Origin of the sequence: Marinobacter antarcticus (assembly GCF_900142385.1) — a bacterium.
Taxonomy (GTDB): Bacteria; Pseudomonadota; Gammaproteobacteria; order Pseudomonadales; family Oleiphilaceae; genus Marinobacter; species Marinobacter antarcticus.
In genome coordinates this window covers 73,017-87,635 of record NZ_FRAQ01000001.1, presented here as the reverse complement: position 1 = coordinate 87,635, position 14,619 = coordinate 73,017, and the positions used below count along the sequence as shown (strand labels likewise).

Below are 14,619 nucleotides of genomic sequence, written 5' to 3'. Positions count from 1 at the left end.
AATCACTTGATAAACGGATTCAGCATGCGGGTGAAGGTTCCTGTCAGTTTCACCGGAGCGCTCAGCACAGAGAGAGTGATGCAGTCTTCGCACCCGACTGCGACCGGCTTGTGCTCATCCTGATCGGTGAGAACGACAAAGTCCCACTGGTTGAAAACGCCTTTCTGATCGGCAAAAGCACCTTGCAACACAATAGTTGTCTCAATACCGCGATGAGTATGAGCCGGTGCTTTGCCTCCTGAGACCAGCTTCTGGAGAACAACCTGTTCCTCCTGGCCCGGAAACTTCTCAGTGATATCCAGAACGCTGACATCACCCAGCTGACGTTTCCAGGGAAGGTTGTTTATGTCGTCTCCAAGCAGCTTTTGAAGGATGCTGATCCTGGGTGCAGTCTTTGTCTCAGGCTGGGGTGACGGTGCGTTATCTATCTTTGCCAGGATGCTGTCAAACATTGACTCGGAAACACTGACCTTAGGCTGTCGTTCCATCATCACAGCGCCAAGGCTGTCCAGCGTGTCTACTCGACTGCGGCAAAGGGAGCAATCGTTGAGGTGCAGCCGGATGCACAGGGCGTGAGGCTCGCTCAGGTTGCCCGCGCTGAACTCCATCAGGTGCAGGCTTTCGGGGTGATGCCGTGTCATACGTTCTGATCCTGCAAAATCACTTTCAGCTTGTTCAAAGCAAGCCGTACCCGGCTCTTCACCGTCCCAAGGGGGATGTTCAGTTCGTTCGCCACCATTTGATGGGATTTCTGCTCCATATACACCTTGGCGATCACGGTAATCTGTTCTTCTGGCAAATGGCTCAAGGACTCTCTCACACGCCGCTCGGACATCAGGCGATGCAGTGAGGTTACTGGTTCGTTGTCATCTTCGCCGGGGATCTGCCACAGGTCTTCTGTCTCAACTTGCATTTCTGCGCTGGTACGGCGCATCTTGCGCAGCATATCAATGCGCTGATTACGTGCGATGGTGAAAATCCAGGTTGAGGCTGCAGCTTTTTGCCAGTCGTAAAGGCATGCGCGCCTCCAGATGGAGACAAAAACTTCCTGCACCAACTCTTCTGCGTGGCTGGCCATGCCATTTGCCATGGCATAGTATTTGAGCTGCGGGGCAAAATGCTCAAACAATGAATGATAAGCCTGGCGATCCTGGTTTTTCCCCACTTTCACCAACAGTTGACTCCAAGGATCCTTTCGGCCCTCACCGCGTGCTGGTTTTTGATCCAGTGTGGTCACCGGACGCTCCTCGACAGTCGCATGATTTAAATTCGTTCTGCTTATCATTCTATGCACTCGCCACGGGTTTGTCAGTGGTGATGTTTACGCGCCCGCTCTCAGTGTGGATCAGCCTTCCGTTAAAGTAATTTTGTAATCGTGCGTTTCTTTGCGTCCAGATTCCATAGAGTTCCTAGTATTCCAGATAGGTATAACCTTCAAGCCCGGCGGCCAGTTCTCCCAGCAAGGCTGCTTGAGCATCCTCAGGAAGCTCGCTCGCGGCAAACTTGCTGCGGTACGCCGCCAGAAGGGTTTGGGGCTCAAAGTTCACATATCTGAGAACGTTGGCGACTGTATCGCCAATAATGGGAGAGCCGGTGTCGAATCCGCCAGCGTCGTTCAGGCGCACATCCACAGAGTGAGTGTCGCCAAACAGGTTGTGCATATCCCCCAGGATTTCCTGATAGGCGCCGGTCATGAAAAAACCCATCAACAAGGGTTCGCCGGGCTTGTCTTCAGGCAGGGCCAGTGTGGTTTCCGTGCCCTGGCCATCCACGTAACGGTCGATGCGACCATCGGAATCGCAGGTGATATCCTGAATCACCGCACGCCGGCTGAGTGGCCGGTTCAGGCCGTTCACTGGCATGACCGGAAATATCTGATCGATGCCCCAGACATCCGGTAGCGACTGAAACAGCGAGAAATTAACGAACAGCTTTGCGGCCAGCTTTTCGTTCAGCTCATCAATGATTTCACGGTGGGCCCGGCTGTTTTTATCCAACTGGCCCTGCAGCAGCCTGCAGCAGCGGATATAGAGTATTTCTGAATCTGCACGCTCCTGTAAGGAGAGCGTACCGTGGGCAAACTGGCCGTGAACGTCCGCCATGGCGTGCAGCACATCGTGGTAGATTTCTGCCAGCGAGCGCGGGGATTCCAGGTCTTCCAGGCTTTCCAGATCGCGCCAGAGATCCTGCAGCGGTGCCGACGCATCCTGTTGCGGCTTTGCAGCGGGTCGGTCTTCCGGCTCTTCGTGATCAATAACGTTGGTAACAAGCACAGAGTGGTGTGCGGTCAGCGCCCGGCCGGATTCGCTGATCAGGTCTGGATGAGGAAGGCCGTGGCGGTCACATTCGGCTTGCAGCACGTGCACCACGTTATAGGCATATTCGTGCATGCTGTAATTCATCGAGCAGGCACTGCGGGAGCGAGTGCCCTCGTAATCGACGCCCAGGCCGCCGCCGATATCAACGGTATTCACCGGGGCGCCCATCTGCCTGAGCTCACTGTAGAAACGCGCGCACTCCCGCAGCCCCGTCTGGATATCGCGAATGTTGGCAATCTGGGAGCCCAGATGGAAGTGCAGAAGCTGAAGAGTGTCCAGAGCGCCAGCTTCGCGCAGTGTTTTCACCACATCCAGAACCTGGCTGGCGGATAATCCGAACTTGGACTTTTCACCACCTGTATTCTGCCAGTTACCTTTGCCGATGGTTGCCAGGCGAACGCGCACGCCAATAAGCGGAGATACTTCGAGTTTTTTGGCTTCCTCGAGAATAAGCGGCAGCTCCGACTGTTTTTCCACCACAATAAACACCCGGTGGCCGAGCTTCTGACCGATCAACGCCAGGCGAATGTACTCCCGATCCTTGTAGCCGTTGCACACGATAACCGACCCCGGCTGTCGTGCCAGCGCAAGCACCGCCATCAGTTCCGGTTTGCTGCCTGCCTCCAGGCCGATCTGCCTGTTGCTGGCAGCCGGCTCTGCGGCGATCAATTCTTCAACCACCCGGCGTTGCTGGTTTACCTTGATGGGGTAGACGGCGGTGTACCGCCCTTCATAGCTATGCTCTGTGGCAACTTTGTTGAACGCGTTGCACAGTTTATTCACCCGGTCGTGAAGAATGTCTGTAAAGCGGATAAGCACAGGTAGTTGCAGCCCTGAGTTCACCAGCGAACGGGTCAGTTCCGGAAGATTGATCTCCGCGTCACTTTTGCCACGGTTTGGTCGGATAACAACCTCACCCTCTGGGTTGACGCCTATGTAGCCATCGCTCCAATGGGCAATGTTATAAACCTTGTGAGCCGGGGAGGCGCTGGTATTGCTCATGGCTGCTATCCTTCTGCGAAAACCGGGGCCGGTCAGGCCGTCTGAATGGCTGGTATTGTAGGGCCTGACCTTTGCACCTGAAAGTCTCCGCTGCTGTTCTCCGCGTTTGCAGTGTTGCTAAACCGAAACAAACACTTTGGCTGACTGCTTCGCGCCCCTACAATACTCGTTTTCGACATCGCACCCAGGTTTCGCAGGAGAGCACCATGACGACGCTGAACAACAACTGGTTTACCGAGATATTCCAGGACCAGGGAACCGCATTTTCCCTGCAGGTGAAACAGAAGCTGCATGAAGAGCAGACCTCGTTTCAAAAACTGGAAATCTATGAAACTGAAACCTTCGGCAACCTGATGGTGCTGGATGGCTGTGTGATGCTGACCACCCGGGATAACTTTCTCTACCATGAGATGATGACTCACCCGGCTATTTTCACTCACAAAAAGCCAAAGAAGGTGGTAATTGTGGGTGGTGGCGACTGCGGCACCCTGAAAGAAGTTCTGAAACACCCTGACGTGGAAGAAGCCTGGCAAGTTGAAATCGACGAGCGTGTTACCCGCCTGTCGGAGGAGTACTTTCCTGAACTGTGCGAATCCAACAATGATCCACGGGCCAATTTCTTCTTTGGCGACGGCATAAAGTGGATGCGGGAAGTGGACCCCGGCAGCATCGACATCCTCATTATAGACAGCACCGACCCGGTCGGCCCTGCCGAAGGCCTGTTTGCCCTGGATTTCTACCGCGATGCCATGCTGGCGCTGGGTGAGGGCGGCATTATTGTTCAGCAAAGCGAATCTCCACTCCTGCACACCCATACCATCATAAAAGACATTCACAGCGACATGCGCAAAGCCGGCTTTGACCACGTGCAAACGCTGCCGTTCCCCCAGCCCGTTTACCCCACTGGCTGGTGGAGCTGCACCATGGCCAGCAAAGATAACCCGGTGAAGTATTTCCGTGAGGACGACGCAAACAACCGCCCGTTTGTAACTCGCTACTACAACGCCGGCATTCACCACGGCGCGCTCGCCATGCCCCAGTTCATGATTGATGCCCTGGAAGACGAAGTGCACCCGCAAGAGGGTTAACTTAAGAACTTGCTCCACCACCCAGGTCTGCGGGAGTGTCAGCCGGTCTGGGGCGGTCTGGTACGCACGGATACCACCCTCGTTCGAGGGACTAAAGTGATTCAGCGTTTAGATGGACACGGAGTGGTAAAATGATCAAGCAAAACGAACCCTGCCTGACGCCTCAGCAGGCGCTTGCGCAAACCCTGGACGATTGTCAGCCCGACACACTGCTGGTATGCGGTACGCTGCCGGTTCGTCTGGGCCGGGCCTGGCATGAGCAGTATCCGGACAGACATTACACCGAACTGTTGCTGTCAGCTCTCAACAACGGTCTGCCGTCGGCAGATACCCACGATCTGGCACTGATTGAGGGCGCTCTGGAGCAGTTGAGTCATGAAGAAGGCACCCTGATGCTCGGCCAGCTACGCAACTTTGGCACGCATCGGATAGCTGTGATTATGACCAACGAGTCGGGCTGGCAACTGGGTGACTTTCTCGGCCTGGGTTTCAAACGTCAGGCGCACTTGCAAGGTGCTCCAGCGCGCACGCTGTATACCTACAACATCGATAGTTACAACCGGCGACGGGACTGGAATAACCCCCAATACTGGGCTAACCCGGAAATGTGGGACAAGGCACGCTGGTAAATCCCTGCGTTATCAATAACCCGGTGCCTTCTACCAAGTCTTGCTCACTCGGTGCGCCGAGGGCTGGTCCTTCATCTATCCTTAGATGGCCAAAGTGCAGAGTGACAGTAGTCGAACCTGGAAACACTGTCATCTGTTGGACTTGTCAGAGCCATCGCTGAGAAACAGAACTCTTGTAAATGAAAAGGGGTGCCGTTTCAGGCACCCCTTCCAGTTCACTTTCAGAGTCTGTTACTTGCTGCTGACAAACTCCGGATAGGCTTCCATGCCGCACTCTGACAGGTCTACGCCTTCGTACTCTTCTTCTTCGCTGACACGCACACCCATTACTGCTTTGATGATGCCCCAGACCAGCAGGCTTGCGAGGAACACCCAGCCGAAGATGGTTGCAGCGCCAATCAACTGCCCGCTGAAGGTAACGCCACCATTAGTGATAGGCACAAGCATCAAGCCGAGAAAACCACACACCCCGTGGGCTGAAATGGCGCCCACCGGGTCATCGATGCGCAGTTTGTCCAGAAAGATGATGCTGAATACAACGGCTACACCACCCAGGCCACCCCAGAGGGTTGAGACCAAAGCGCTAGGTGTAGATGGCTCGGCGGTGATAACCACAAGGCCCGCAATGGCGCCGTTGAGGAGCATGGTCAGATCGGCCTTGCCAAACAGCAGTCTACCGGTTATCAGCGCTGCGATAGCGCCACCAGCGGCTGCGGCGTTAGTATTGAGAAACACCATGGCAACCGAGTTGGCGCTGGCGATATCGCCCAGCTTCAGAACCGAGCCACCGTTAAAGCCGAACCATCCCATCCACAGGATAAAAGTACCCAGCGCCGCCAGAGGTAGATTGGCACCGGGGATGGCACGGATTTCGCCGTTGGGGCCGTACTTGCCTTTCCGGGCTCCAAGTAACAGCACCCCGGCAAGCGCTGCGGCCGCACCGGCCATGTGAACAATGCCGGAACCGGCAAAGTCGCTGAAGCCAAGATCGCCCAGGTTATACAGACCGAAGACGTCGTTGCCGCCCCAGGTCCAGGAGCCTTCCATCGGGTAGATGACGCCGGTCATGGCAACCGCAAAGATCAGGAATGACCAGAGTTTCATGCGCTCAGCCACAGCGCCGGATACGATCGACATGGCGGTGGCTACGAACACCACCTGGAAAAAGAAATCCGCCGCGCTGGAGTATATCGCTCCGCCTTCGAAGCCATCCTCCCGAGTGGCAAAATCCCCTAATACTGTTGCGGCATCCGTTTGCTCGATGCCGTTCAGTAACAGGGTGCCGTCATACATGATGGCGTAGCCACACACGAGGTACATGATGCAGGCGACGGCGTAGAGCGCGACGTTTTTAGTGAGAATTTCCGTCGTGTTTTTGGCTCGTACCAGCCCGGACTCGAGCATGGCAAAGCCCGCGGCCATCCACATTACTAATGCACCGCAAACCAGAAAATAAAAGGTATCTATTGCGTACTGCAGGTGAAAAATGTTGCTTTCCATGAGAGGCCCTCCGCACGAGGCACTTCAGATTGATTTTTTTGCGTTAGCTGCTAATTGATCAGAGCAGGATCAGACCGCTTCTTCGCCGGTTTCGCCTGTCCGGATCCGGATTGCCTGTTGCAGTTCGGTCACGAAAATCTTGCCATCACCGATCTTGCCGGTATTGGCGGCCTTGGTGATGGACTCGATAACTTGATCCAGCAGGTTGTCGCCAATGGCAACTTCCACTTTTACTTTGGGTAGAAAATCCACCACATATTCCGCGCCACGATAGAGTTCTGTGTGGCCTTTCTGCCGCCCGAAGCCTTTGACCTCAGTGACGGTTACGCCTTGTACGCCAATCTCGGATAGTGCCTCACGGACATCATCCAGTTTGAAAGGCTTAATGATCGCTGTCACAAGTTTCATCGCTTTCTCCTTGGTAAAACCGTCCCAACAGTGAGAGCCCATCGGCCAGTTGTTGAGTTCGGGGTGCTGCCGCTTCGCACGTCAATTGTGCGGATTGCGTACAAGAGCTTTAGCACCGGGTATGCCAACGCAAAAAAATACTTATAAATCAGAATGTTATCTATCATGGTGATCATCTAGCATAAATCTGAGAGCACAACTTGTGCGCCATAATGGTGCGCCATGCCGCCCAGTGAGCCAGATTGGAGCAGGCCGGGGCGGGCAAGGCTATAATGGTGCTCACCGCGCACAGTATGGCAGGGCTGGCGGTGTGATACACTCCTGTAAATCGGCCGCGGCTCCAGTCTTTTGGTCGAAACCGGACATTATTTGAATCAGTGAGGTGATGAGTGAAAGGTCCACAGGATATATTCGCCCAGCTACAGGGGCAGTTCGGCCAGTTTGTCCCGGATATGGCGCGCGCCGCGCGTGAAGATTTTGAAACCCAGGCCCGGGCTACAGTTATGTCGGTTCTGTCGCGTCTGGAACTGGTGACCCGTGAAGAATTTGATGCCCAGCAAGCGGTGCTTATGAAAACCCGCGAAATGGTAGAGGCTCTGGAAGAAAGGGTTGCGGAGCTGGAGAAAACTCCGAAAGCGCAATAATCCTGAACGATTCCCGGCAGGATGCCGGGTCGGCCGACTTAACCCGGCCCCCATACTGATATTCAGAAACCATGGAAGGTTGTTATGTTTGCCGTCGTCCATTCTCGCGCCAGCGTTGGCGTGTCTGCACCAAAGGTGACCGTTGAGGTTCACCTCTCAGGTGGTCTGCCCGCGCTCACTATTGTCGGTCTGCCGGAAACCGGCGTGCGTGAAAGTCGGGAGCGTGTACGAAGTGCCCTGCTGAATGCGGGTTTTGAATTTCCTGCCCGTCGAATAACGATCAACCTCGCTCCTGCAGATCTGCCCAAAGAGGGCGGCCGCTTTGATCTGCCAATTGCCCTCGGCATTCTTGCCGCTTCCGGACAGATCCCGCCGGAAAGTCTGTCTTCCTGTGAATTCCTCGGAGAACTCTCGCTCGATGGCGCGCTTCGGCCCCTGAAGGGTGTACTTCCCGCTGTACTGGCTGCGCGCAAAGAAGGCCGGAGCTTGCTGGTGCCAAATGGTAACGCCGAAGAAGCCGCCCTTGCGAGCCAGGATGATGTGCTGGCGGCGGGCCATATACTGGCAGTCTGCGAACACCTGTGTGGCCGGGCGCGGCTGGTTCCGGTGTCCCGGACGGTGCCCGAATCCGCTGCGGCTGCCGGCATGCCGGATCTTGCGGATGTGCGAGGGCAGAGTGTTCCGCGACGGGCGCTGGAGGTGGCTGCGGCGGGTGCTCATAATCTGCTGTTTTTTGGCCCTCCAGGGACCGGGAAAAGCATGCTGGCCAGTCGTTTGCCCGGAATTCTGCCGGATCTGAGCGACGAGCATGCCATGGAAGTTGCCAGTGTGCACTCGGTTGCCGGGATGCCGTTAAGAGCGGGAGGCTGGCGCCAGCCTCCGTTCAGATCTCCGCATCACACCGCCTCGGCAGTGGCGTTGGTAGGCGGTGGCAGCAGCCCGAGGCCCGGAGAAGTTTCCCTTGCGCACCGTGGCGTGCTGTTTCTTGATGAGCTACCAGAGTTTGAACGCCGCGTTCTCGAAGTACTGCGTGAGCCCATGGAAACCGGTGAAATTTCGATCAGCCGAGCTGCGCGTCAGGTCAATTTCCCTGCACGATTTCAGGTCATTGGTGCCATGAACCCCTGCCCGTGCGGCTACAGTGGGCACCCGGCCATTGAATGCCAGTGCACGCCCCAGCAGGTGATGCGTTACCGGTCTAAAATTTCCGGTCCCTTGCTGGACCGGTTTGACCTGCACGTGGAAGTGCCCGTGCAAAGTGGTGACGTACTGATGCAGTGCGGCGGTGATGGCGAACCCAGTGCGGTGGTGCGCGAACGAGTGGCGCGTGCCAGGGAGCGTCAGGCTAAGCGTGGTTGTGTTAATGCCACTTTGTCCGGGCGCGAGTTGCAGGAAGCCTGCAGCCTTGAACGTTCCGGTGAAAAGCTGCTTTCCGGCGCCATGGAGAAGCTTGGGTTGTCGGCCCGGGCGCTGCACCGGATACTCCGTGTGGCGCGCACCCTGGCGGACCTTGAAGGGTGTGATGCCGTTGCGCAGTCGCATCTGGTGGAAGCGTTGGGTTACCGTCAGTTTGATCGCCAGACCGGTAAGAGCTCTGTGGTATCCGCCTGACCCTTCCTACTCTGGTAAACTGTATGCAAATTCCGTTAATCAGACCCGCAGCCTGCGGTTGAGGATTGCAGATGAGTGACCAGAAAGAGCCGCATGATCTTAACGACGAAAGCGCCCTGAAACAGCCGGCCATCGATTCACCCATGACTACGCGCCGGGGAGTTCGCAGTTTTGTGCTGCGCCAGGGCCGTATGACAGAAGGCCAGAAAAAGGCCTATGAACGCAGCTGGCCGAAGTTTGGCCTGAGCCGTGAAAACGGCGTGATTGATCCGCGCCAGGTGTTTGGCCGGGATGCCATGCTCAACCTTGAAATCGGTTTTGGCATGGGCCGTTCTCTGGCGGAAATGGCTGAAGCCGCACCGGAGCAGGATTTCATCGGCGTGGAAGTTCACCTGCCTGGTGTCGGTGCCTTGCTCAAGGACATTGAGGATCGTGGGCTGGAGAATGTCCGCGTTTACAACATCGATGCCAACGATGTGATTGATCTGTGCCTGCCGGACGCCTGCCTGGATCAGGTAATGGTGTTCTTCCCGGATCCCTGGCACAAAAAGAGACATCATAAGCGCCGGCTTGTGCAGCCTGAATTTGTCCAGCGTATTCGTCATAAGCTGAGAGTGGGCGGTATCCTGCATTTGGCGACAGACTGGGAAAACTACGCTGAGCACATGATGGAAGTGATGGGTGAATCTGAAGGCTTTGCCAATACTCAGGAGCAGGGAGCATATTCACCGCGACCCGAATACCGCCCAGTAACCAAGTTTGAGAAGCGCGGTGAGAATCTGGGCCATGGCGTGTGGGATCTGCTGTTTCACCGCACTAATTAAAATTTGGCTGAAGCACTCTAAAGCTCTGGTCTTTTGGGCTGATTCAGCCCGGTGCTAATGGGTGGCGCCGGGCTGCCCGGATGATCACTAGCCCCGCGATACCAAGTGTCAGGGCGGTAAACTTTGCCAGCGCGCTGATGGTGGCGGCAATGCTGATGGCATCCGTGGGCGCTTCCAGGTTGTTCAGCAGTAGCATGTTCTCTGTCACATCGGCCACGCCGGCAGCTATAAACATTGTGCGGATCCAGCGCGCGGTCGTGCGCTCGCGAACGCCGGGCCTGTCCAGAGTGCATTGCCGGGTCAGCAGTATCAGGGTCAGGCAGTAAAGCGGGATGAACAGGAAATCCACCCACAGGGAAATCTTTGCCCATTGCAGTCCTTCGTTGCCCCAGCTTTGCACGATAGCCAGCGCCTGCTCGGCGCTTCCCGCCAATTGGTAGCTTACAATCCCTTGATGCGCAGACCCGGTTTTCAGGGGCTGATTGATCATCACCAAGGCTGCCAGCAGAACCAGCGTTGCAGTCAGACAGGCTTTCAGGCTTTTAGGTAAAGCCGGTAATCTCTTTTCCGAGTCCATTACAGAAAACGCTCCAAAAGACTGTTCAGATACCTTTGCCCCAGGCCTGTTGCCTGAAGCCGGTCACGAACCAGTAATTTATCTTCACGCAGCTTTTCAAGTTGTACCGCAACGGATGTCAGGGGTAAACCCGTTCGTTCGGGAAAAAGGTTTTCATCCACACCTTTTCGCAGGCGCAGTGCGTTCATCAGGAACTCCAGAGGGAGTTCTTCTGGTTCAATTTTTTCGCTTCCGGCGGTACGGCTACCAATCCGGTTCAGATAGGCATCCGGCTGCCGCGTTTTCCAGTAGCGCTTGATAGTGCCGTCTGGAAGGCTGATCTTACCGTGGCCACCGGCTCCCAGCGCCAGGTAGTCCCCGAACGTCCAGTAATTCAGGTTGTGCTGTGAGGCTTTGCCTTCCCGGCTCCAGGCCGACACCTCGTAGTCATTAAAGCCCTGCTGGCGCAGATACTCCCCGCCGTGCTGAGCGATCTCCCAGAGTTGGTCGTCGTCTGGCAGGTCCGGTGGCCGGCTGTAGAACTCGGTATTTGGCTCCAGTGTCAGCTGGTACCAGGACAGGTGCGGCGGTTCATGGCTCATGGCAGATTGGAGGTCTTCCAGGGCCTCGCTGGGGGTCTGGCCGGGCAGGCCATGCATCAGGTCCAGGTTGAAGTTATCGAATCCGGCCTTTCTTGCGGCGTCGATTGCCCTGTGTGCTGCCGCGCTGTCATGGATGCGGCCGAGCGCTTTCAGGTGGGCTGGATTGAAGCTCTGCACGCCAATGGAGAGGCGATTGATACCCGCTTCCCGAAAGGCTTCAAACCGACCTTCTTCCAGAGTGCCGGGGTTGGCCTCGAGGGTGATTTCTGCATCCTCTGCAAACGTCAGGCGCTCCCGGAGACCCATGAAAAGCCGCCGGTAAAAATCACCGCTCATCAGCGACGGCGTTCCTCCACCGATAAACACCGTCTCGATAGTGCGGCCTGATGCCAGTGCAAGATCCTGGTCCAGGTCTTCAAGCAGGGCGTTCAGGTAGGCGGATTCGGGAAGGTCGTTCTGGATGGCGTGGGAATTAAAATCACAGTACGGGCATTTGCGCACGCACCAAGGCACATGAATATACAGGCTCAGAGGTGGTGTGACTGGCTCTGGGGTAAGTGTTGTCACAGTGTTCAGATCTCCGCCCGGAGCTGTTCCATCAGCAATGCCAGAGCCCGGCCTCGGTGGCTTATCCGGTTTTTCTCTTCCCGGCTCAGTTCTGAGGCGCTGCAGTTCTTTTCCGGGCAAAGAAAAATCGGATCATAACCAAATCCGCCATCGCCCTGTGGCGCCCTGAGAATCGAGCCAGGCCAGCGGCCATGGCAAATGATGGGTGTTGGATCATCTGCGTGCCGAAGGTACACCAGTACACAATGGAACTGTGCACCCCGTTGGCCCTCGGGTACATCGGCCATGGCTTCCAGAAGTGCATTCAGATTATCGAGATCGGAAGCGCCGGCTCCGGCGTAACGTGCCGAGCGAACACCGGGTGCGCCCTCCAGCGCGTCCACGGCCAGGCCACTGTCGTCAGCCAGTGCCGGTAAACCGGTTTCCCGCGCGGCATGACGCGCTTTCAGGATGGCGTTTTCTACAAAGGTGACCGCCGGCTCTTCGGCTTCGTCGACGTCCAGTTCGCCCTGGGGTACCGGAACAAGGTCCAGTGGCGCAAGGAGATGAGTGAATTCGCTGATTTTGCCTTTGTTGTTGCTCGCAATAACAAGTTGCTCAGACATGGTTCGCTCAGTCGTTGAAGAGAGTGTGGGCGAATCGCACCTGCAGATCCCGGCTATGCCCGGCAGGGCGGGCGGTAATGTTGAACGTTATCAGCTCGGCGGATGAATACTGATATTGGGCAACAAAGTAGACCGAATCGCCCTCCGTTATCCGGCGGAATGCCAGAAACTTCACTTGCTGGATGTCGTTTGAAGACTTTCCTTCGACCTGACCTGTAACGGGTTGAAGGATGCCGTTTTCGTTTTTCTGCATGATGGAGATGTTGACTATGCCGATGCCCTTGCTGCGCTGCAGGTTGTTTGCCTTTGCTGTTTCGGGAGTCAGGAAGGTGCTGGGTAATACACTCCAGCGCACCTGATAGTCTCCGAAGTCCTCGGAGCCGGCGTGGGCAGGAAGGCTGAAAAGGGCAGCGAACAAGGCAACTGACGCCATGGTAAGAATGCTGTGCAGAGCTCTATTCATCATTGTGTTTTCTCCCGGGTAATGCGGTAGATGGCAATTTCTCCCAACAGGTTCGGCCAAAAGCGCGCCAGCCAATTGTTCTGGTGCTGACCGTCCACTACACGTCTGCTTTTGATGCGAATGCCTTTCTGACGACACAAAGCTTCAAAATCCTTGAAGGTGCAGAGCCGTATGTTGGGCGTGTTATACCATTTATACGGTAGAGCTTCGGATTCGGGCATTCGGCCGCTAAGAGCGAGCCCCCAGCGCAGGCGCCAGTGCGCGAAGTTCGGGAAGGTGACTATGCCTTCGTCACCAAGGCGCAGCATTTCATCCAGTACCTTGTCTGGCCGGCGCACTGCCTGCAGTGCTTGCGTCATCAGCACAATGTCGAAGCTGTTGTCTTCAAAGTTATCCAGACCCTGAGTATCCAGATTCTGCTCAATGACCGAGACACCACGATTCATACAGGTAGTGATGTGATCCGGGTTAATCTCCAGGCCAAAGCCGCTGGCATTGCGCTCCTGTTTGAGGAAATCGAGCAGGGTGCCGTCGCCGCAGCCAAGATCCAGCACGTGATCGCCGGGTTTTACCCATTGCTGAATGATTTCAAGGTCCGCTCTCATGCGCCTACCTCCCTGGCAACACGATCCATATACGCGGTGAAGATATCTGTGTAGCGCGGGGTCGGAATCAGAAACGCGTCGTGGCCCCAGGGCGCATCGATTTCCGCATAGCTGACTTTCCGGCGGGCTGCGATCATGGCGTTCACCATTTCTTCAGAGCGTGCCGGCGTAAAGCGCCAGTCGGTGCTGAATGACAGCACCAGAAACTCACAGCTGGCCTTGGTGAGCGCTTTTGACAGGTCGCCGCCAAACACATAAGCCGGGTCAAAATAGTCCAGCGCCCGGGTCATCAGCAAATAGGTGTTGGCGTCGAAAACCTCTGAGAAGCGTTCGCCCTGGTAGCGAAGATAGCTTTCCACCTGGAACTCGGCGTCGTAACCAAACTTGTAGGCCTGATCTCTCAGTTCGCGGCCAAACTTCTCGCCCATAGAAGCATCTGAGAGATAGGTGATGTGCCCTACCATCCTTGCCAGCATAAGGCCGCGGCGGGGCAGGGTATCGAAATCCTGGTATCGGCCGTCATGGAATTCGCGGTCTGAGGTGATTGCCTGCCGCGCAACCTCGTTAAACGCGATGTTCTGAGCGGTCAGGCGGGGGCTGGAGGCGATGGCTACTGCATGCTTCAGGCGATCCGGGTAGTCCAGACTCCATTGCAGCGCCTGCATGCCACCAAGAGAGCCCCCCACTACAGCTGCCCAGCACTCAATATCCAGACGATCTGCCAGCAGTGCCTGGCTCTTTACCCAGTCGCTAACAGTGATGACCGGAAAGTCCGGGCCATAAGGCTTGCCTGTAGACGGGTTGGTTGAGCTGGGGCCGGTGCTGCCGTGACAGCCGCCCAGGTTGTTAAGGCTGACCACAAAGAAACGATCGGTATCGACGGGTTTGCCAGGCCCGATGCAGGTATCCCACCAGCCCGGTTTGCGGTCGTCCACGGAGTGGTAGCCGGCGGCATGATGGTTTCCGCTCAGGGCGTGGCATATGAGCACGGCGTTGCTGCGATCAGCGTTGAGTTCGCCATAGGTCTCCACCACCAGATCGTAGCGTTCCAGTGCTTTTCCGCACGCCAGCTCTATAGGCGTTTCAAAACGGTACGTCTGTGGGGTGACTACCCCTACAGAATCCACGGGCATGGGATCGGGCATCGGCGCGAAAGGTTCCTGGTTCGGTCCGTTGGTAACTGTTTTGCTGGCTGGG

At 56.2% G+C, this 14,619-nt stretch carries 16 protein-coding genes; 5 read left to right on the top strand and 11 right to left on the bottom strand.

Features of this window, described 5'->3' with window-relative positions:
• Positions 1-2: 2 nt before the first annotated feature.
• The 3 genes from BUA49_RS00430 to speA form a co-directional block, all read right to left on the bottom strand.
• On the bottom strand, positions 3-641 hold the full coding sequence (locus BUA49_RS00430; protein WP_072794844.1) for a ChrR family anti-sigma-E factor: 639 nt from the start codon (positions 639-641) through the stop codon (positions 3-5).
• Positions 638-1,237 carry a sigma-70 family RNA polymerase sigma factor gene (locus tag BUA49_RS00425; RefSeq protein ID WP_072794843.1) on the bottom strand — a complete coding sequence of 200 codons (600 nt, stop codon included), beginning with the start codon at positions 1,235-1,237 and terminating at the stop codon, positions 638-640. Before BUA49_RS00425 ends, BUA49_RS00430 begins: the two co-directional genes overlap by 4 nt.
• 172 nt (positions 1,238-1,409) lie before the next feature.
• On the bottom strand, positions 1,410-3,320 hold the full coding sequence (gene speA / locus BUA49_RS00420) for a biosynthetic arginine decarboxylase (protein ID WP_072794842.1): 1,911 nt from the start codon (positions 3,318-3,320) through the stop codon (positions 1,410-1,412).
• A gap of 206 nt (positions 3,321-3,526) precedes the next feature.
• Here speA and speE point away from each other — a divergent pair, with 206 nt between their 5' ends.
• Positions 3,527-4,408, top strand: coding sequence for a polyamine aminopropyltransferase (gene speE / locus BUA49_RS00415; protein WP_072794841.1), 882 nt, complete (start codon positions 3,527-3,529; stop codon positions 4,406-4,408).
• 131 nt (positions 4,409-4,539) lie between these two features.
• Positions 4,540-5,037 carry a DUF6231 family protein gene (locus BUA49_RS00410; protein WP_072794840.1) on the top strand — a complete coding sequence of 166 codons (498 nt, stop codon included), beginning with the start codon at positions 4,540-4,542 and terminating at the stop codon, positions 5,035-5,037.
• Positions 5,038-5,268: 231 nt separating this feature from the next.
• Here BUA49_RS00410 and BUA49_RS00405 read toward each other — a convergent pair whose 3' ends face one another.
• Together BUA49_RS00405 and glnK are read right to left on the bottom strand one after the other, a co-directional pair.
• Positions 5,269-6,537 carry an ammonium transporter gene (locus BUA49_RS00405; RefSeq protein ID WP_072794839.1) on the bottom strand — a complete coding sequence of 423 codons (1,269 nt, stop codon included), beginning with the start codon at positions 6,535-6,537 and terminating at the stop codon, positions 5,269-5,271.
• Between the two features lie 69 nt (positions 6,538-6,606).
• Positions 6,607-6,945 carry a P-II family nitrogen regulator gene (gene glnK, locus BUA49_RS00400; protein ID WP_071264623.1) on the bottom strand — a complete coding sequence of 113 codons (339 nt, stop codon included), beginning with the start codon at positions 6,943-6,945 and terminating at the stop codon, positions 6,607-6,609.
• Between the two features lie 389 nt (positions 6,946-7,334).
• Here glnK and BUA49_RS00395 point away from each other — a divergent pair, with 389 nt between their 5' ends.
• The 3 genes from BUA49_RS00395 to trmB all read left to right on the top strand — a co-directional run bounded on the left by BUA49_RS00395 (position 7,335) and on the right by trmB (position 10,024).
• Positions 7,335-7,589, top strand: a complete 255-nt coding sequence (locus BUA49_RS00395) for an accessory factor UbiK family protein (protein ID WP_072794838.1) — start codon at positions 7,335-7,337, stop codon at positions 7,587-7,589.
• Positions 7,590-7,673: 84 nt separating this feature from the next.
• Positions 7,674-9,200, top strand: a complete 1,527-nt coding sequence (locus tag BUA49_RS00390) for a YifB family Mg chelatase-like AAA ATPase (protein ID WP_072794837.1) — start codon at positions 7,674-7,676, stop codon at positions 9,198-9,200.
• 71 nt (positions 9,201-9,271) lie between these two features.
• Entirely contained in the window at positions 9,272-10,024 is a 753-nt protein-coding gene (gene trmB, locus BUA49_RS00385; protein WP_072794836.1) for a tRNA (guanosine(46)-N7)-methyltransferase TrmB, read from the top strand.
• 43 nt (positions 10,025-10,067) lie between these two features.
• Here the strand turns inward: trmB and BUA49_RS00380 are convergent, their stop codons facing one another.
• The 6 genes from BUA49_RS00380 to metX are packed head-to-tail and all read right to left on the bottom strand — an operon-like array spanning position 10,068 to position 14,567.
• On the bottom strand, positions 10,068-10,601 hold the full coding sequence (locus BUA49_RS00380; protein ID WP_072794835.1) for a hypothetical protein: 534 nt from the start codon (positions 10,599-10,601) through the stop codon (positions 10,068-10,070).
• Complete coding sequence (gene hemW, locus BUA49_RS00375) at positions 10,601-11,749, bottom strand: radical SAM family heme chaperone HemW (protein WP_072794834.1); 1,149 nt, start codon at positions 11,747-11,749, stop codon at positions 10,601-10,603. Before hemW ends, BUA49_RS00380 begins: the two co-directional genes overlap by 1 nt.
• A 5-nt stretch (positions 11,750-11,754) precedes the next feature.
• Positions 11,755-12,354 carry an RdgB/HAM1 family non-canonical purine NTP pyrophosphatase gene (gene rdgB / locus BUA49_RS00370; protein WP_072794833.1) on the bottom strand — a complete coding sequence of 200 codons (600 nt, stop codon included), beginning with the start codon at positions 12,352-12,354 and terminating at the stop codon, positions 11,755-11,757.
• Positions 12,355-12,361: 7 nt separating this feature from the next.
• Complete coding sequence (locus BUA49_RS00365; protein ID WP_228704453.1) at positions 12,362-12,787, bottom strand: DUF4426 domain-containing protein; 426 nt, start codon at positions 12,785-12,787, stop codon at positions 12,362-12,364.
• Between the two features lie 29 nt (positions 12,788-12,816).
• Complete coding sequence (gene metW / locus BUA49_RS00360) at positions 12,817-13,422, bottom strand: methionine biosynthesis protein MetW (RefSeq protein WP_072794831.1); 606 nt, start codon at positions 13,420-13,422, stop codon at positions 12,817-12,819.
• Complete coding sequence (gene metX, locus BUA49_RS00355; protein ID WP_072794830.1) at positions 13,419-14,567, bottom strand: homoserine O-succinyltransferase MetX; 1,149 nt, start codon at positions 14,565-14,567, stop codon at positions 13,419-13,421. The genes metW and metX overlap by 4 nt, the downstream gene beginning before the upstream one ends.
• Positions 14,568-14,619: the final 52 nt, after the last annotated feature.